The following is an 18,052-nucleotide window of genomic DNA, read 5'->3' as shown; positions in this document are numbered from 1 at the left end:
ACAGCAATTGGAGTAGAAGAAATAATAAAATCGTACCTGCTTGTGCTTGAGAAGAAAGGAATCCCCACCCAAAAGGCTTATTTATTCGGCTCTCAGACCAAGGGCACCGCCGGACCATACAGCGATATTGATTTGATTGTAGTCTCACCTGCTTTTACCGCTATGCCCCGATGGGAGAGGCTGGAAATTCTCGGTGACGCTTTGGCTGAAATAATGGAGCCCATAGAGGTAATGGGCTATGCCCCGGATGAGATTGATCTAGCACAAAAACAAAAAGCAAGCTTTTTAAACGAAATACTGTCAGGACCAGGAACAATCGAATTCAGGATATGACTATATGAAAGCCTCCGGAATAACGGAGGCTTTCATATAGGGGGTCAGGCTCTTAACTTATTAACTTATACACTAATGGTGTGCACGCCTTCTTTCGTTAACCAGGAGGAATTTGAGATTATAAAGTGTGGAACGGGGTTTAGAAGATTGCTGCCAGCAAAGATTTCTTATTCAAAATCGGCATGAGAGCAAGGGTATTCATTAATTGAGATAGCCGGTTACATTGGGGTTTCCCCTGTGGCAGCATTCAAATATATAAACGAGAAACGAAAGAATAAGTTAAGGGCCTGACCTCTTCTGCTCTTCTGATCTATGTCCTACATTATATCGGTAAGACATAGTGGGTTAATATTCCCGGTTAAAAAAATTCCCGGAGAATATATTCCTGGAACATCGGCTCAACAAAAGTGTAACTTCCCCGTCCCTTTTTTTGAATTATGGCTTTGGAAACCAGGTGGTCCACGGCCCTTTTAGCTTCATTGGGATTTATATTTTTGGCGTAAACGCTTTTACCAAAAGCAATACGCTTTAACACGTCGCGAACCTTAAAGCGTTGGCTTAATTCATCCAATATTTCGTCGTAAACCGGCGTTAAGGTTATCAGGGCGCGATCATAGCCCAATCGGACAATGCCCGGGGTTATTGTATTTTCTTCAGCCTCAAGGAGGGCGTAAAAAATCTCTGAACAAACCAGCATGGTATCCTGGGGGTGACCGCCGGTCCTGTTTAGAATTTCTTTGATAATTTCGTATTCGGTGTTAATACCGCGATGGCTAAATCTTTCAATGATATATTTTATCCATGCATTTTCAGGGATGGGGGGTATAGGAAGAATTGTGGCAAAACGATAAAAAGCCTCTTTCCGGTTCCCAAACAAAGTATCCATAATCCCTTCCTTGGAACCAAGGAACATGTATGCCACGCTTTCCTGATTCTGAAAATGAGAGCGCATCTTTTTATAAATATCGGCGTCCACTACCCTGGAAGCATCCTGAAACTCGTCAAACAAAACAATTACGGATTTTTTATCGCGTTTAGCAAGAACATTGGGTAAATCAAGAGCGTAATCAAGTAAAACGTTATCATTTTTTTCGTCAGCGAGAAACCCGATGCCAAACTCCAAATCTTCAAGTTTCAGGGTAATCTTGGCAGTACCGGCAATAGACTTTGCGCGGTCTTTCAGTACATCAATCGTTCTGCGAACCCCGGTTCTGTTTTCCAGGCAGGCGTTAATCAAGGAAACAGCAAAATCCCGCTTATCGGAAAGCCGGAAAAAATCCACCGATACCGTGTAAAACCCTTGCTTTTTGCCCCTCCTTAAAACCTCATAGGCCAGGGAGGTCTTACCTATTCTCCGGGGACCGGCCAGCATGATGCTTTGCCCTTCCGCCAGTCTGGTTTGAAGAGAAAAGATAAAATCCTCCCTGTCCACCACGTCCTTCTCAGGAACGGGACCACCAAGGGGAAATAATTTACCGGGCAAAATAAATCACCTCAAATGATATTACCATATATGTAATATATTATTACACATTATGTAATACATCAATACTTCCAGGTATCTTGCTCCGGCACAAATTGTTATGCAAGAATGGATGGCGATCCTGCCAAACTTTACCAACGAACAAATCTGTCTGGAGAAGGATTCCTCCGAGATATACAGAAATTATAAAAAAATTCTACTCTGGTTTGACACATGATATCGTATGCAATATCATATAATAATAAGAACCGGAGGGTTTTAATTGAGTAAATTTATGAAATTTCTCCTTCGGCTATGCCGTGATCCTATTCCCAACGACATTACATTTGATGAAATGGCCCGGTTTTTGAAATCAATTAAATGCAGCATGAGGAAAGGTGGAGGAAGTCACATGCAATTTAAATACCCTGGCTTTTATAAAACAATTACATTGATGGAGGATACAAACATTAGGAAATATCAGCTTGAAGATATAAGAGAACTCCTTGACCATTTGAATATGTGCCCGGAGGAGAATGAATAATTATGGCAAAAAAAGAGAGCTTTAATTCAGATAAAGTTAACTTAGAGATGTTTAATTGCTCAAATATTGATGAATATATCGATATCCCTGAGAATGAACAAGAGGTAAATGAAAGATGTGTGGAGTATTTAAATATTGATTATCCCATAACACTGCACAAAGTCGTTGATGATAATAGTGATTATTGGGTTGCAGAACACCCGGATTTACCAGGATGTAAAACTCATGGTGAAACAAAGGAACAGGCAATTACTAATTTAGAGGATGCAAAAAAAGGTTGGATTTATGCAAAAATATGTGACGACGAAGATGTGCCAATTCCGGGAGACTCTTTTGCATATGCTAAATGCTCCGGGAGAATATTATTAAGATTACCAAAGGATTTGCACTATAAATTAGTAAATAAATCCAAAAAAGATCAGGTTAGCATCAATCAAGAGATAATATATTTGTTAACATATGCCTTGGGACAAACTGATTTGAATAATAAAATAATGGATAGCCTAATGGAAATAACTGCAATTATCAACAAGCAAACCACCCAAAATGCACCTTTAAATGTAGTCACTGCAAACTCTAAGCACATTCCTGAAATCATGTTAAAGGAATAGGAAGAGTAAATTCTATTTTTAAAAAAGGTGAAATCTAATAGCAACTGTTTCTTTCGATTAAAATATTGTTGCAAGGAGCCGGGAGCAGTTGAAAAGTTGATGGAAGTGCCTTCATCCAAGGATGTGAAGCCGGTGAACAGAGAGCTGGCTTCCGTTGAGATATGGTAAGAGGTGGGAAGGCATTAAACGTTGCTTATCCCGCTCGAAAAATTATTAAAGATGGCTTCCGGGGAAACGGTATCGGAAATCCTTAATCATCCGCTCCACCAGAACCTCCTGGTATACTGCCCTGCCCACCCGCAACATGGTTTCAACCAACTTGCTGTCCCACGACACTTGCCGACCGGCAAGTTTTTTTACCTGTTCCGGAGCTAAACTTATACCCTTAGGCGCCTGCAAATAAGCGGCTGTGTCAAAAAACCAGGGTTTAAAAGACGCACCGTATCTTTCAGCCAGCCGCCGGCCAATCTCCAGGCCCCGGGGATCAAAATCGCCCCCGTAGCACATTGTACACCCGGCCTCAGCAAGCTGGTCCAACAGTTTCAGTGCCGCCACGCTGGGTTGCCCGCTGGTGCAGACCAGAGCCGGAATATCAGACCCATCCCCGGCAGAATCCAGAATAGCGCTGAAAACAGCGGGGTTCTCCATAACATAAACCCTTGCCGGCAGCCACATGGTAGGCCGTTCCAGGAAGCGCAGAGGCAGCAGCAAAGGGCTGACGGCAGCGGCAGCGGCGGTAAACACGGGCTCCCTGGGGTCGCCGGGGCGTACCTGCAACCCGGCCACGATGACGTTGGAAGATACATCATCTTCCTCCAGCCCGGCCTGGCTGAAAAGAACCTTTCTCCTTTCCGCGCCGTATTCCGTCTCGGAAAGCCGGTACATATGGTGCAGGCCAAAGAATAAAAGGCGGCCCAGCGGCCTGTCCCCATCCAGGGCGTGGGGGTCGCCGGTGAGTCCGGCGGCAAAGACGGGCAGCCGCTGCCGCCGGCCCTGGAACTGCACCAGGCGGTCCATGGCTTCAACACAGGTTTTTAGTATTTCCGCGGCCTCAAGCTCATTCTGACGGTACATGGTCAAAACAGCTCGATATCCTGCCCCTCCGCCGCCGGACAGTTCAGCCAGCCAGCCGCGGGTTACAGGGGTGAGGGCCTGCTCCTGCAGCCCGGCAAAAAACGCAAACCATTTCCGGCCCTCCAGAAGGGCGACCTCTTTATTGGGTAAAATCTCGGAACTGAAATATAAGGACAGAAACTCCGGAAGGGCAATATCAAAGCGACTTTGCCGCAATATATCCTCCACTTCCCGCAGCTTGACTGAAATCACGGCATTTTCCCGGCAGTCCCGGCCCAAAAAACCTGATAGCACGTCCCTTTCCCCCGGGGAGAAACCGTTCAACTTCACTGCGCCCCCCACCCGGCCCAGGGACCTGTATTTTTTGCTGATTGCGTCAAATAGTTTTTTAAAACAATGGTGGCTGAAATATTCCAGCATTTCCCTGCGACTGCTGCTCATATAAATGCCCCCGTTTTTGTACCCCGCCGGCGTGTGTTGGATGCTTAGCCGGTCTGCTCCATGGTTTCATCTTGCAATTCCTGGTCCAGCAGCACCCTACGGGTGCCGTTCCAGTAATAGCGGATCAAAGTAACGTAGTCAACATCCCGGGGACGGTAGACTTCATATATGGAAAGTTTTGGCACGGTATCGTAACAGCCCCATAATATCTGGCTGGTCATCATGTAATCAAATCCCAGATGGGTCAATAGTTCAAACATATCCCGCATGTTTTCCTCATCCACCCCGGCAAAGGCCTCATCCAGGCAAATTATCCGGGGGGCATCCGGGCGGGAGTCGTTATACCGGGAGTTTGCCGCCGCGAAAAGCGGAATATACATGGACAGCGCCTTTTCACCGCCGCTGAGCACGTTGAACCGGGCATCGGTCAATTCCCGGCGGGGTTGTCCGCCCTTTTCGTAATACAGGGTGAATTTGAACCATTGACGGTAATCCAGCAGCCGGAAAATCCACTGCCGCAGGGTGTCCCGCTGGTCCGCTTCCAGTTTCGCCCGGGTGATGCGGGAACGAAAGTGCTCGATCATCTGCTCGATATGCTCGTCCCTCAGCTGCCGGGGATCGGTTTTTAACAGCCGCACCAGTTGCGAGGTATCCAATTCCCTTTCATTGGCCGCCGCCCGGGGTTCCCATTTCAAATGCAGGCGCAGACCGCTGGAAGTTTCCCGCTGCTGCATCAAACCGTTCATCTGCTGCACCCATTTTTCGGCCCGGTAAATCTTATCGCGTATGGCCTTACCCACGCTGTGCAGGATAATCTGCTCATACAACTCCCGGTCCTTCTGGCTCAAAAGGTGCTTTTGTTCCTCTTCCAATTCTTTTAGTTCCTGCACCAGCAGGTGCGGCGGCACAGGGTTTTGCCTGTCCCGGATAAACAGCACCAGCAGGCGGTGGGTGTTATCTTCCGTTACCGTTTCCGGGGCATAGTCGTGCAAGGCCTGGCGGGTATTGTGAAACACATCATGCAGCTGGTCGGAAAGCTCGGTATAGGCTTTACCGGCGTAACGCTCCCGGTAGCGCTGGTCAACCTGCCCTGCGGTACGAAAAACGGCAGGAGCGTCCGACGGGTCAAATACAACCCCGGCCCAGTCCGCCACCAGACGCCTGTTCCACTCCGCCAGCCACCGGGCAGCATGCTGTTCCAGGGCGGATTCCGCCTGTTCCAATTGCCGGGCGCTCTCTTCGGTCTCTTTTTGCGCCACGGCCAGTTGGATTCTTGTTTGGATTACCTGTTCGTCCAGTTGTTTTATCAGCTTCTCCAGTTCTTTTTGACGCCGCTCCAGTTCGTGCAGCCGCCGGTCAATATCGGCAATGCCCAATTCCTCCAGCAATTGCTGGAAAACATCCACTTTATACTGTATCGTCCGAAGCCGCTCCTGCAATCCGGCCAGTTCCAATTCTTCGTGCTTAAGGTTTTCCCCGGCCTCCGCCAGATCCCTTTCCGTCCTGGCCAGGGCGGAAAGAACGCTTCTGTATTCCGTCCAGAACGACTTTAATTCTCCTAGGTAGTCCCGGTAGACACTCATTTGTTCCCCGGCTTGTTCCAGCGCCCCCTCGGCGCGGGGGATGTTCCAGCCCGCCATATGTTCGTGCAGGCGGGCGGAGGCTTCCTGCAGCTGTCTGATGGCTTCCCGCAGCATGCTGTTTTTTTTCTGCTCATCCTCCAGGACGGCATCCAGGCGCAGCCGGGCTATTTCCAGGCTTCGCAGAGCCTCCTGCAGGCTCTCTCCGCCGGGAAATGTTTTGATGTCCTCCTCCAGCCCGGCAGCGGCGACGTTCAGCAACTCCAATTGCTCCCGGCAGGCGGCAATGGCTTTTTCCTCTTCCGCTATCAACCCTTCCAGCCTGGCCATCTCCGCCAACCGGGTGCGCTGCCGGGTCTCCTTTCCGATAAACTCGGCCCGCTCTTTGAGGGCGGCCTTCCCGCACAGCGCTCCCAGGCGAAAACAACCCTGTCCGGCAATTACGGTTTCACCCGGCATGTCGGTATCCGCCGCCAGGCATACAGTGCGCAGCATATCGTCGATCATTTCCACCGTGAGGCCGCTGTTTTCCGGCGGGGTGGGCACCAGGCAATCCGCCAGGGTTGCCTGGTGCCTTTGGGGGGCTGGCTTCAACCAGCTTTCTTCTTCGCCGGCCCCCAGCACACCGATGCCCTCCGGAGACACCCAGGCATCCAGCAGCCCGGCCTGCTGCAGGGTGGATTCCAGGTCCGCCTTTTGTTCCTCGCTCAACTCCGGTTTAAATTCGCACAGGGCGTAAAGGGGCGCCCCCGGACCGGGGCGCCTCTGCCTGGAATATTCCCGGGCGGCGCCGCGGGGCGGCTCGGGCTCCCGGAGCTCCTTCCACTGCTGCCATTCCCGGGTCAGCCTTTCTTTTTCCCCCTCGTGCTGCTGCAATTTGTTTTGCCACCCCAGCCGCTCCCCGGTAATTGCTTCCCTGACGGCGTGGTATGCCTGCATAACGGGCCTTACAACATTTTCATATGGCTGCTCGGGAAACAAAGCCAGGGACTGCATTATCCTGTGCAGCTCCTCGTCCGCCAGGGTCAGGCGGAATAACTGCCGGCGCCAGCTGAATATTTTTTCTTCCTGATCCCGGCGGGCCTGTTCAAATTTATCCTCCTCCAGGCGTGTATTCTCCTCTGCCGCTTCCCTTTTTTCTCTGGCCTGGCTGGCATCTTTTTCGGCTTGAACCCGGCGGGTTTTTAAATTGCTTTCTTCCCGGGCCAGCTTGATGGCCCGGCCTATTTTAGCCTGGTGCTCCCGCGCGTCCCGCTCCCAGGCCGGCCACAGGGAGCCGTCGGCGGGAACGTCCCCCTCCCAGCGCCGGTGATAAGTATCATGGTAGCCAAAATCCACATCCCGGGCCATATCCTCCATATTCTGCAATATATCCTTTTGCCGGACGAACAGGCTCTCCCGCTGCCCGGTTAAAGCGCTCTGTTCCCCCCGGGCCTGTGCCTGCTTGTCCTGCCAAAATTGCAGGCGTTGGCCGCAGTTGTCCCTGCTGCTGCTTAAATCCTCCCGCTCCGATCGCAGGCGGTTTAGTTCCGCTCTTTTTTCCACCGCTTCACTGGTAATCAGGGTCTGGTATTCGGTTTTAACCTGTTCCAGGTCAGAGCCGGCTTTTCCCCGGGCGGCGGTTTTTTCCTCAAGCTCCCCGGCCAGGCCCGCGGCTTTGTCCCGGCGCTGGGCGGCCTCACGTTTCCGGTCGTCCCGCTGCCTTTTCTGCTGCTGCAATTCCCTGGATTCATTGTAAAGCAGGTATTCGTTATATTTGCTGTATGCCCGATGCAGCCTTTCCGCCTCCATCAGGTGCACCGTCAGCTCATTGAGCCGGTCATTGATTTCATCCATGTCCTCCAGCACTTCTGAAAGCGGGCGCAGTTCATCTTCCTGCAGGGCTGGCAGCGCCCCGGTCAATATTTCGTAAATGGTCGTGGGCTTAAAATCCTTTGACAGCTTGGGACTGCGCAATTGGATCAAAAGGTCCAGCAACTCCTGGTAGGATTCAATTTTTTCGTAGCCGAACAGCACTTTGTTGACCAGCCGTTTGTATTCACCCTGCTCGGTAACCACCTGCCCCCCGCTGCCGATAACTTCCTCCAGCTGGGCGCGGGTCAGGGGAATTTTAACCTCCCGGCCCTGGCTGTAATCTTTTTCGTAAAGCAAAATATCCCGCCCCACCCGGCGGTTGTCGGTGACAACAAAACCCCAGAAACCCAGATTGGGGCTGTTTCTCCTGGCCCGCAGGCCAATGCCCACGGTCAGATAGCGATCCTGCGCCGGGTGGTAAAACTCCAGATACAGGTAGCCGGTGCGATCGGTGTGACCGCTGTCGGCCTCCAGCAGCAGGTAATAATCGATCCGGCGGTCCTTGGAGCCAAAGGGATCCAGCCGCCAGGGCCGCTTATCCCCGTCCAGCACCAGGGGCAGAAAGCTTTGCATGGTTACCGATTTGCCCGAACCGTTGGCCCCGCGCAAAATCAGCCTGCCACCGGCCAGATAAAATTCAGCCTCGTCATAATACCAGAAATTAATTATCCCCGCCCGGTTCATCTGCCAGCGATCTGCCATCACTCATCCCCACCATATACATCGTAGTCTCCGTTCCAGCGCCCCAGGGCGGCATAAATCCACACCTGCCCGCCCTTCCCACTGCTTGCCAGTCCCCATTCTTCCAGGTGGGCCAGCACTTCCTCCGCCAGCTCGCTGCTCCGGGCCCGCCGGTGCTGCATGCTCCAAAGCAATTTATGTTTTTCTTTTAATCTTAGCAAAATACCCTCCAATTCCGCCATGGTCAACCCGATTCGCCCGTCTTCCTCGATATAGAAGCCCCCTTCAGCCCGGGCCAGCATGCGCCGCAATTCACCGGCCAGAAGCAGGCAAATATCCGAAACCCCGCGCCCGGTGGGAAAAAGATACATCTCGCCGGAAGCCTCGGGATAATAAAATAAAAGCCCCTCCAGGTAACGCTGCCCTTCCAGGCCGGCAAAGCCCGCCAGGTTTTCCAGAATGGTATGCCGCTGGGTGCGTACGTAATAGCGCTCATCTTCGCTCCACTGCCAGTCGTATACCACAGGTTCCTGCAGTAAACGCCGGTAAACGTTGTGGCGGCGATTTTTTAACTGGCCCTCGGGGGTGTCCGGATAGGTCCCCGCCTCAAATGCGGCAATGGAGTCATAAGTGGTCAGATCCCGGGAAAACCGGCGCAAAATATAACGGGCCAGATAGGAAGATTCGTAAAGCACATTGTGTTCGTGGCCCGCTCTGGCCCAATCGGACTCGTCTCCGTCCACCGCAGCCAGCGCGCCCAGTGCTTTAAGCTGCTTCAGCGCCCGGGCCATGGACAGCCGGTGGGCATACAGGGTCCAATCCAGAAAAACATCCTGGCCGGCAAGATATTCCCTGATTTCCTCCACCATATCCGTGAGCAGAAACTGATCCATTTCGTTTTTGCCCTCCAAATACCAGAGACAATAGGTAAAAAGGGCATAATCCCGGGGTTCGGACAGACCATCCAGGCCCATCCAGTTTTGCGCCTGTCCCGGCGCTTTTTCCAGCTTGGCGAACTGCCTGTTGAGCAATAAGGCAAAACCGCAGTATTCACTGAACCAGTCTCGCAGTTCCTGGTACTGCGCCCTAATATACCCGAAAAGCTCGGGATCGTCTTGCTTGGTGATCCAGTTGCGGTTCAGTAGCGCCTGAGCGCACCTTTTGCGAATATCTTTAACACTCTCACCTGTTTTGCTCATGCCGCTCTCCCATGCCGGAAGTGAATTTCAATAAATAATCGGGCATGTCCAGTTCCCCATCATCGCATTCCAGCCTGGCCCTTTCCCTTCCTGCCGGCATTTCCAGACTGATCCCGATACCCTCGGGGGTTAATATCCGGCGCGATTTGTTGGCCATGCACCGGCCAATCCAGTACAGCAGATAATAACGCTCTCTGGATGATACCGGATCCAGATCGGAGATCCGGACTTCCCGCCTTTTCAGGTAAGCCTGCAGCACCGCCATCTCCTCCTGCTGCGCCAGAAGAAAACGCTCTCTGGCCCTTTGCTGACGCTCCCGCTGTTCCTTGATGGAACCGCTGCCCGTATCCCGGAGCCGCTTTCTGCTGCGGGACCGCAGTTCCCTGATGTTGGGTCCCACCTGCCACATGGATATATCGGCGTTATCAGTACCCCTTTCGTCCAGCCCCTGGAAATGCCGGCAGCGGTACAGTGCGAAAACATGGGCCGCCAAACGGCGGGACTGTTTGATATCATCCAGGGCGAAAAACCACTTGCCCAGGTAATCCAGTTCCCGCCTGCGGCTGACACCCAGGCGGTGCTTTTCCTGTATACGCAAGGCGTTGCGCACTATCCGGGCAATGGTGTCCTTGGTGGTCTGCTCCAGGAAATATACGTCGCTGTTCTCCCCTTCCCGCCCCGCGAACCAGCGCAGCATGCTCTGCCATTCCTGCCGCAGCCGTTCCAGTTGTTCTTCCGGGTCCACAGGGTCGTCCAAAAGGGGTCGGGCGGCCAGATCCCGCTGCACATTGACCAGAAAGGTATTTACTATGTCCGGGTCCATGGCGGCCAGCACCGCCTCTATTTTGTAAGCTTGGCGCTGCAGCCCCTGAATAAAATCCTGCAGATAGCGGGTAACGGAGTCCTTGTAGGCCAGAAATGTCTCGGTGAGCATCAGCTCTTCCACCTTGGAGCTCTGCAGACTGGCGATATAGTCGGAAGCATTCTCGGTCAGCTTGATAAAGTCACCGTATATTTTTTCCCACAGCGATACCGCCACGCCCGGAGGAAACTGACCGGCGGCACTTTCCAACAAATCCAGGTCACCGGCTATATTCTCAAACAAAGACGGCTCCAGCGAACCGCCGTAACCCCGGATTTTTTCCAGTCCCGCCACCAGGCGCTCAATTTCCACAGCATAGGGGGTCATCTGGTAGCGGAATTTTTTACGAAGGTATTCCTCCACCGTGGCCGAACGGCCTCCGTCGTGGCGGGGCACCAGATTGCCCCACTCAACCAGCTGGTTTAAATCCTTCTGACACTGGTCCAGGGTGTAATCTTCCTCCAGCAAACCGAAAGCTGCCACCCCATCGTAAACTTCCTGCGGTTTCAGCCAGTAGCGCAGCTTCTGGTGCTGTTCATAAAAATAGCGCATAATGCAGCGGTAGCGGCCGACATTCTGCGCATTCAAGTAACTTGTTTCGACTATAGGCTTGAGTAGTGATTCGGTCAATTTAATCAATTCCTTGGTAAACTTTTTATATTATTATAGCATATGAAGCATAAACACTCCTAATTTTGTCATAATTAATACTTTTTTACTTGGAAGCGAAAATCAAGAGACTCTTTTCCCGTCCCAAACAGGGCGAGGCAATAAAAAAACCGGCTCATGACCGGTTAAATTTGTTCATGGCAGCCTCAACGCCGTCCCGCACTATACATTTAACGGCTTCCGAAGCATTTTTCACGGCATCGCTGACGGCGCTCTGCTCCTCATCGGAAAACCTTCCCAACACCCAGTCCGCGGCCTCAAAGCCGGGTATTTCCGGGCGGCCGATGCCTATGCGCACCCGGGGGAAATCGTTGCTCCCCAGTTGCTCTATAATGGACATCATACCCCGGTGCCCGCCGTGCCCTCCCTTGGCTCTTATACGGATTTTACCCGCCGGCAGGTCCATGTCGTCGTAAGCCACCAGCAACTCCCCGGGCAGCAGCTTGTACCACCTCATCATGGAAGCCACCGCGGTGCCGCTAAGATTCATATAAGTCTGGGGTTTTACCAGCAGCACCTTGTGGGCGCCGATAAATCCCTCACCATAAATGGATTTGAACATGGATTTATCCACTTTTGTGTTCAATTCCCCGGCCAGCCTGTCCACCATCCAGAAACCCACATTATGCCTGGTCAACGCATAGCGCCCGCCGGGATTGCCAAGTCCCGCTATTAAAAACATAATACTCCACCCCCACTTCGACGGAAACATTTTACTATAGTCCTAAAGCCCCGGGCAATATTAATGTGCTCTTTTCAAAAATAATAAATAAGGCGTCCCTGGGGGACGCCTGAAAGCTATTACAGTATTCCCGGAGTGGAAGGTATTATCACCGTGGCCTCTTCTTCCCGTTCAATGTACAGAGGCTCGCCGGGAGTAACCGCCATAATTGAATAGAGGGGAATATACACCATGCGCATCATGTTATTGTTCATTACGTGCAGTTCCCCGGCGTACACGGTGGCAATAATTTTTCCCGGCATCCCCCGCCGCCTGCCAGCAAGGAAACAATCCGGAGGTTGCCGCGAAGGTCTACTTCCACCCTGGGAAAAAGGAGCCGGATGAGCCTTTGCTGCGTTAATCTGGACATCTCCCTCTCAATATTCAGTATGAAGCAATAATACTCCTCCATATACCTGCCATTGTCCCATTTCTCCTCCATCCCGTCCAGCATTCCTCTAACCTCCCGCCACTCTTCCAGGTTTTGTTTCAGTCCGCCGTCAACTATTCTTTTTTGGGATTCCAGTTCCGCCCTGTCCCAGCCGTCCTCCAGGTAAAGACGCAGAAGCTTCTCTTTTTTGGCCTTTAAACGGGCATGGGCTTTTTTAAGCATTTCCAGCCGGGCTGTCAACCCTTTTTGACTTTTATTCCTTTCCCCAACCAAAATCAACAGCCATTCGGGACCCTTTTCCAAAAGAACTTTTTGGGCCGCCCTCAATATCTCCCGGTCAACCGCGGGAACCCTGTGGGAAGCCGGGCATGCGGGCTTAAGCGCTTTTGAATTGCGCCTCTCCCTGTGGCGGTAGTGATAATACACGTAACTCCTGGAACCCCTTTTAACGGAGATAGGGTGAACATTTAACTTTTTTCCGCACTGGCAGTGCAATATGCCCGCCGCCAGGGCGGTAACCCGGCCGGTCCTGGACCAGGCCCTGCCCTCCCTGCGGTTTTTTAAAGTCTGCTGGCACAGGTCATATAACTCAGCCGGCACAGTGGGCTCGAATATGCCCTTTAAATATATTTCACGGCCGTTTTCCCGCCGGCGCAGGTCTCCCCGGTGCATGGGCTGGGTTAAAATTCTGTGTACGGTGCTGGAATCCCATTTCCCTCCCCCGGGAGACGGTATTCCCTGACCATTCATTTCCCTGGTAATGCTGTGTATCCCCATCCCCCCGGCATACATGGAAAATATTTTACGTACCGTGGGTCCTTTTTCCGGGTCGGCTATTATCCTCACCCGGCCGTCGGGTTCACTGACTTTTTTCCGGCCGTAGGGCAGCTTGCCGAGCCAGATGCCGTTCTCCGCGGCTTCCGCCCTTCCCCTCTGCATGGCTTTTTTTATCTTTCTTCTCTGGTGCCGGGCAAACAGGTTAAACACGTCGCTTACCAGTTCGTTATCCTCATCGCTGAAATCTATCTCCTGAAACGGGGTTACTATCCTGGCGCCGGCCTGGCGGATTTCCCTTTTAAGCAATTCCCAGTCTATGGGTTCCATCCTGGACAGCCTGTCCTGATCCACCACCAGTATTAATTTGAATTTTCCCGCCGACATATCGTCCCTCAGGCGGTCCAGCCCCGGGCGGCTGGCCCGGGAACCGGTGATGGTATCCCTGTATGTCCTGTATAGACAATAGCCCCGGCGGCCCGCCAATTCCAGCAACTCCTTTTCCTGGGCGCCCAGGCTCCATTTCTGCAAATCCTCGTCCGTGCTGATCCGGGTATAGACACCCGCGGTTTCCTCCGGAGTCACACCTTTAATACCCGCCGCCATTCATATCCACCCCCTTTTTATATGTCATATGCCGGCCGGGCTTTGTCCTATAACGGAAGGGATGACAGCGGGCTTAAGACCCGGATGTATGAAAACCGGTTTTAGCCAATCGCCTGTTGATAAACTTTGTTAATCGGCCTACCCCGTATCATAAAATATTTAAATAGGACAAATAAAATATTGACATGGTAATATGCATAATAGATCCGTTAAAAATAATTGATTGATTAAAAACATTTTTTAAAGGGGGAACAACAATGGGAAACGGTTACCGGGAGATGTGGAAGTCCCTGGGTCTGGACCTGGACGCCCATGATCAACTTCTTCAGGCGCTTCCGCCGACCTACGGGGAAGTATACTTAAGCCAGCAGGACAGACCGGCGGCAATGGAGTATTTCGATTTTGTAATTAATGAGATCCACGGCCTGCGCATCCAGGAGCTGCAGGAACACAAAGCCTCCGGGGGCAAAGTGGTGGGAACCTTTTGCGTGTTCGTCCCGGAGGAAATAATCCGGGCCGCCGGCGGGATATGCATCGGCCTGTGCTCCGGCATAGACATGGGAGCGGCCCAGGCCGAAAAGGTGCTGCCCCGGAACATCTGCCCGCTTATCAAATCCTTTATGGGGTTTAAACTGGCCAAGGTGTGCCCTTATTTTGAATCCTGCGACATGGTGGTGGGGGAAACCACCTGTGACGGCAAAAAGAAAGCCTTTGAAATACTCAATGATTACGTGCCGGTACACGTGATGGAAACGCCCCAGATGAAGCGGGAAAGGGATATGGTATTGTGGCGGGAGGAAATCGGGGATCTTGTGACCGGAGTGGAAGCCCTGACCGGCGGCGATGTCACCGCGGACTCCCTGAGGCAGGCCATAAAGGAGGTCAACGGCAAAAGAAGGGCCTTGCTGCGCCTGGCGGAACTGAGAAAAAACAATCCCTCCCCCATCAGCGGAAAGGACGGCCTGCTGATAGAGCAGATTGCCATGTACGACGACGTGGAGAGGTTCACCCTGAAGGTAAACGAGCTTTGCGACGAATTGGAAATTAGATTAAAAGAGGGCAAGGGCGCGCATAAACCCGGCGCCCCCCGCATTATTGTCACCGGGACGCCCATGGCCGTTCCCAACTGGAAGGTGGCCCATATAATCGAAAGCTCCGGGGCGATTATTGTGGCGGAGGAACTCTGCACCGGACTCCGTTACTTTGCCAACACCGTGCCGGAGAACGGGGAAAACATTGAAGAAATGCTGGATCTGCTGGGCAAAAGATACCTAAATATCAACTGCGCCTGTTTTACTCCCAATCAGGGCCGCATGGAGGATCTGCTCAGGCTGGCGGAGGAGTACAAGGCCGACGGAATAATTCACTGTTCCCTTACCTTCTGTGATCCCTATGCCGTGGAGGCCAACAGGGTGGAAAAAATACTCCGGGAAAAGGGCATACCCCTCTTAAAAATTGAAACTGATTACGGCCAGGAGGACTCCGGCCAGTTGAAAACCAGGATTGAAGCATTCCTGGAACTGATTGGGTGATTTATATTGCTGTCGGTGGGAATAGATATAGGCTCAAGAACAATAGGCCTGGCGGTGCTGGAAGAGGGCAGGCTGATCCGGGAGGAACTCAGGGATACCGGTTTCACCCCCCTGGAAACGGTTAAAGAAATGCTGCTGTCCCTGCCTCCCGCCAGGATAACCGCCACGGGTTACGGACGGCACGCCGCCGGAGCGGAGTTCGCCCACGGGATTATTACCGAAATAAAGGCCCATGCCCTGGGAGCCGTCCACTGCTGTCCGGGGGTTAAAACCATACTGGACATAGGCGGGCAGGACACCAAGGTGATACTTCTGGACCACAGGGGAAGCGTCACGGACTTTCAGATGAATGACAAATGCTCCGCGGGAACAGGCAAATTCCTGGAGGTAATGGCCACCGCCCTGGGATATGAATCCCTGGAGGAATTCGGACGGGAATCCCTGCTGGGAAACCCGGGGGTAAAAATCAGCAGCATGTGCACGGTATTCGCCGAGTCCGAAGCCATTTCCCTGCTTCATTCAGGCCGCCCCAGGCGGGATATCGGCCTGGCGCTGCACCTGTCGGTGGCGGAGAAAGCCTACGGTATGCTGCAAAGGGTCCACCACCATAAACCGGTTGCCTTTACCGGCGGGGTTGCCAGAAATCCCTGCGTGGTGGCACTGCTGGAGGGCTTATTGAAAGAAAAGTTGATTATGCCCCAAAACCCGCAAATGGCGGGGGCGCTGGGGGCGGCCCTGGCGGGCTGTCAGTCCCCGGAACCGGTGACGTCAACGTAACCGGGAAAAATTTCCCGCATTGGACCGGAGGCGGCGCGGGGGCCGGATTCTTCAAATGTTATTGCCACCGTGTCGCCAGGTTCAATATAATCCATGCCCACACCATGAAGCATCCCGGTTAATTCCATCTCATACATGTATACGGTCACCTGCTGCCCCATCAAACACTTGAGTTTTTCCGCCAGCGTGTTCGTCATACCGGGAGGGCTGCATTTATCACCCATGGTTCCGTCCATATTAACTTCACCGGACATAATTTAACCCCCTTGCGACATAATATATTTGTTCCCAGAATATGCAAGGGGGTTAAATAAGGTGCTTTTTTCCGAGAATACCCCGGAACAGCCTGTGGACTATTTAATTATTCCCCTTCAGCAGCCTGGTTTTCGACATCTTTATCCGGAACCTCCACGTCAACGGTTTCCTCTTTTCCGGCAAGTACCGTGGCCACAATTTCGCTGCCGTCGTCAAGCACCGTGATCCCCGGAGGTATAATTAAATCAGCCACCTTTACGGCGCTGCCCGGAGTCATCCCATCAACGTTAAATGTTATGGAGCCGGGTATTTCCGCCGGAAGGCAGGATATTTCCAACTCCCTCATAACCTGCTGCAGCACCCCTTCCTTAACCTCTCCCGCCAGGAAGACGGGAATGGCCGTATTTATCCTCTGATTCAGATTCACCTGCTGGAAGTCGGCGTGTATTACCTCCCGCCTGACCGGGTCATACTGGACGTCCTTTAACATTACATTATAGTCGCCCCTGTCCAATACGCTAAATTTGATTAATTTGCTTCTCCCGGAGGGAGAAGCAAGTATCCTGTCCACCTGCCTGGAATCCATCTCAACAGGAATGCTCCCCACCTCACTGCCGTACACCACCCCGGGGATCATACCCTTTTCCTGCAAACTGTTGCGGTATCCCCTGCCCCTTCCTTGCCGTATCCGGGCATTAATTCCCAGTTCGCTCAAAATCAGGAACCTCCTTAAATTAATCGCTTTATCCGGTTGACATTGCATTAACTGCCGCGTTTCACCCCGCATCTTGAAGGTCTTCGCGGGGTTAATATGTTTTTATTATTCCCTTTTTCTGGTCATATCTATAACTGCTCCGGCATAGTAATGTTTATGGAAGTTAATGTAAGGGGGCACAGTATATGCGCAAAAGCAAGCAGTTTGTGTCCATGCCGGTCATTAGCCTGGCCGAGGGACAACAAATCGGCTCCATAAAGGGATTGGTGCTAAATCCCGTTCAAAAAGCGGTAAGCGCCCTGATCATAGAACAAAAGGGCTGGTTCAAGGAGCAAAAATATATACCCTTCAGCAAAGTCCGCAGTATCGGAGAAGATGCTCTTACCATAGATCGCAGATCCAATGCTGAAAAGGGCGCCAGCATACCTGAAATTGTGGAGCTTCTAAAAGATCGGACCGAAATAGCCGGGGCCAAGCTAATCACCGAAAACGGTACGGCCCTGGGATATGTGGACGAATACTACGTGGATTTGCAAAGCGGGGACATAGTGGGGCTGGAATTCAGCGGGGGCTCCATCAGCAGCTGGATGCGCGGCAGCGCCTTTCTGGACATAAACCACGTGCTGACCATAGGAAAAAAGGTAATCGTCTGCTCCAATGAAGCGCTGGAGAACATCATCAAAATGGACGGAGGTTTGCAGGAAGCCCTCCGGGGTATTAAGGATTCCACCGGCAGCATTCTTAGCAACACGGTGCAGAAAACAAAGGAAATAGGAAACAATTTAAATAAAACACTGGAAAAGGTAAAAAGAGAGCGCGCCGAAAAACAGGATGACAATGATGACGCCGCCCCGCAAACGCCAGACAAGGCCGGAGAACCACACGAAAACTGCCATTACTGCGGCGGGAATACCGAATCGCCCGCCGAAAACGCCCCGGCTGAAAATGAGCCAAAGGAAGAAAAGAAATAG

General features: G+C 52.2%; 16 protein-coding genes. 6 read left to right on the top strand and 10 right to left on the bottom strand.

Annotated elements, in window-relative coordinates; translation table 11 throughout:
• Window positions 1-6 precede the first annotated feature (6 nt).
• Window positions 7-333: a nucleotidyltransferase domain-containing protein gene (locus DCCM_RS04915; protein WP_104371341.1), complete on the top strand. Its 327-nt coding sequence runs from the start codon at window positions 7-9 to the stop codon at window positions 331-333.
• Window positions 334-691: 358 nt separating this feature from the next.
• Here DCCM_RS04915 and DCCM_RS04910 read toward each other — a convergent pair whose 3' ends face one another.
• Window positions 692-1,816 (bottom strand): AAA family ATPase, encoded by a 1,125-nt coding sequence (locus DCCM_RS04910; protein WP_104371339.1) that lies wholly within the window; start codon window positions 1,814-1,816, stop codon window positions 692-694.
• Between the two features lie 262 nt (window positions 1,817-2,078).
• On the opposite strand from DCCM_RS04910, the gene DCCM_RS04905 reads away from it, so the two are divergent.
• Window positions 2,079-2,339, top strand: coding sequence for a hypothetical protein (locus tag DCCM_RS04905; protein ID WP_104371338.1), 261 nt, complete (start codon window positions 2,079-2,081; stop codon window positions 2,337-2,339).
• A gap of 2 nt (window positions 2,340-2,341) precedes the next feature.
• Window positions 2,342-2,950, top strand: coding sequence for a type II toxin-antitoxin system HicB family antitoxin (locus DCCM_RS04900; protein WP_104371337.1), 609 nt, complete (start codon window positions 2,342-2,344; stop codon window positions 2,948-2,950).
• Window positions 2,951-3,163: 213 nt separating this feature from the next.
• Here the strand turns inward: DCCM_RS04900 and DCCM_RS04895 are convergent, their stop codons facing one another.
• The 7 genes from DCCM_RS04895 to DCCM_RS04865 all read right to left on the bottom strand — a co-directional run bounded on the left by DCCM_RS04895 (window position 3,164) and on the right by DCCM_RS04865 (window position 13,802).
• Window positions 3,164-4,465 (bottom strand): TIGR02679 family protein, encoded by a 1,302-nt coding sequence (locus DCCM_RS04895; RefSeq protein ID WP_104371336.1) that lies wholly within the window; start codon window positions 4,463-4,465, stop codon window positions 3,164-3,166.
• Window positions 4,466-4,509: 44 nt separating this feature from the next.
• A complete protein-coding gene (locus tag DCCM_RS04890) occupies window positions 4,510-8,601 on the bottom strand; it encodes a TIGR02680 family protein (RefSeq protein WP_231702663.1) in 4,092 nt (1,363 codons plus the stop codon).
• On the bottom strand, window positions 8,601-9,779 hold the full coding sequence (locus DCCM_RS04885; RefSeq protein WP_104371334.1) for a TIGR02678 family protein: 1,179 nt from the start codon (window positions 9,777-9,779) through the stop codon (window positions 8,601-8,603). The genes DCCM_RS04890 and DCCM_RS04885 overlap by 1 nt, the downstream gene beginning before the upstream one ends.
• A complete protein-coding gene (locus tag DCCM_RS04880; RefSeq protein WP_104371333.1) occupies window positions 9,763-11,271 on the bottom strand; it encodes a TIGR02677 family protein in 1,509 nt (502 codons plus the stop codon). Before DCCM_RS04880 ends, DCCM_RS04885 begins: the two co-directional genes overlap by 17 nt.
• A gap of 154 nt (window positions 11,272-11,425) precedes the next feature.
• Window positions 11,426-11,992, bottom strand: a complete 567-nt coding sequence (pth, locus tag DCCM_RS04875) for an aminoacyl-tRNA hydrolase (RefSeq protein WP_104371332.1) — start codon at window positions 11,990-11,992, stop codon at window positions 11,426-11,428.
• A gap of 119 nt (window positions 11,993-12,111) precedes the next feature.
• Window positions 12,112-12,294: a hypothetical protein gene (locus DCCM_RS04870; protein ID WP_104371331.1), complete on the bottom strand. Its 183-nt coding sequence runs from the start codon at window positions 12,292-12,294 to the stop codon at window positions 12,112-12,114.
• On the bottom strand, window positions 12,246-13,802 hold the full coding sequence (locus DCCM_RS04865) for a recombinase family protein (protein WP_104371330.1): 1,557 nt from the start codon (window positions 13,800-13,802) through the stop codon (window positions 12,246-12,248). The genes DCCM_RS04870 and DCCM_RS04865 overlap by 49 nt, the downstream gene beginning before the upstream one ends.
• Window positions 13,803-14,059: 257 nt before the next feature.
• Here DCCM_RS04865 and DCCM_RS04860 point away from each other — a divergent pair, with 257 nt between their 5' ends.
• Both DCCM_RS04860 and DCCM_RS04855 read left to right on the top strand, forming a co-directional pair.
• On the top strand, window positions 14,060-15,334 hold the full coding sequence (locus DCCM_RS04860; RefSeq protein WP_104371329.1) for a double-cubane-cluster-containing anaerobic reductase: 1,275 nt from the start codon (window positions 14,060-14,062) through the stop codon (window positions 15,332-15,334).
• Between the two features lie 15 nt (window positions 15,335-15,349).
• Window positions 15,350-16,111, top strand: coding sequence for an acyl-CoA dehydratase activase (locus tag DCCM_RS04855; RefSeq protein ID WP_231702664.1), 762 nt, complete (start codon window positions 15,350-15,352; stop codon window positions 16,109-16,111).
• Here the strand turns inward: DCCM_RS04855 and DCCM_RS04850 are convergent.
• Both DCCM_RS04850 and DCCM_RS04845 read right to left on the bottom strand, forming a co-directional pair.
• Window positions 16,081-16,365, bottom strand: a complete 285-nt coding sequence (locus tag DCCM_RS04850; protein WP_104371327.1) for a hypothetical protein — start codon at window positions 16,363-16,365, stop codon at window positions 16,081-16,083. The two genes, DCCM_RS04855 and DCCM_RS04850, sit on opposite strands and share 31 nt — an antisense overlap.
• A 107-nt stretch (window positions 16,366-16,472) precedes the next feature.
• Window positions 16,473-17,081 (bottom strand): 50S ribosomal protein L25, encoded by a 609-nt coding sequence (locus DCCM_RS04845; protein ID WP_165792018.1) that lies wholly within the window; start codon window positions 17,079-17,081, stop codon window positions 16,473-16,475.
• 185 nt (window positions 17,082-17,266) lie between these two features.
• Between DCCM_RS04845 and DCCM_RS04840 the strand changes: the two genes are divergently transcribed.
• The gene (locus DCCM_RS04840) at window positions 17,267-18,052 is read left to right on the top strand and encodes a PRC-barrel domain-containing protein (RefSeq protein WP_104371325.1); all 786 of its coding nucleotides are present in this window, start codon (window positions 17,267-17,269) and stop codon (window positions 18,050-18,052) included.

This window comes from Desulfocucumis palustris (genome assembly GCF_002933875.1).
Lineage (GTDB): Bacteria > Bacillota > Desulfotomaculia > Desulfotomaculales > Desulfocucumaceae > Desulfocucumis > Desulfocucumis palustris.
This window is presented reverse-complemented; position numbering and strand designations above follow the sequence as displayed.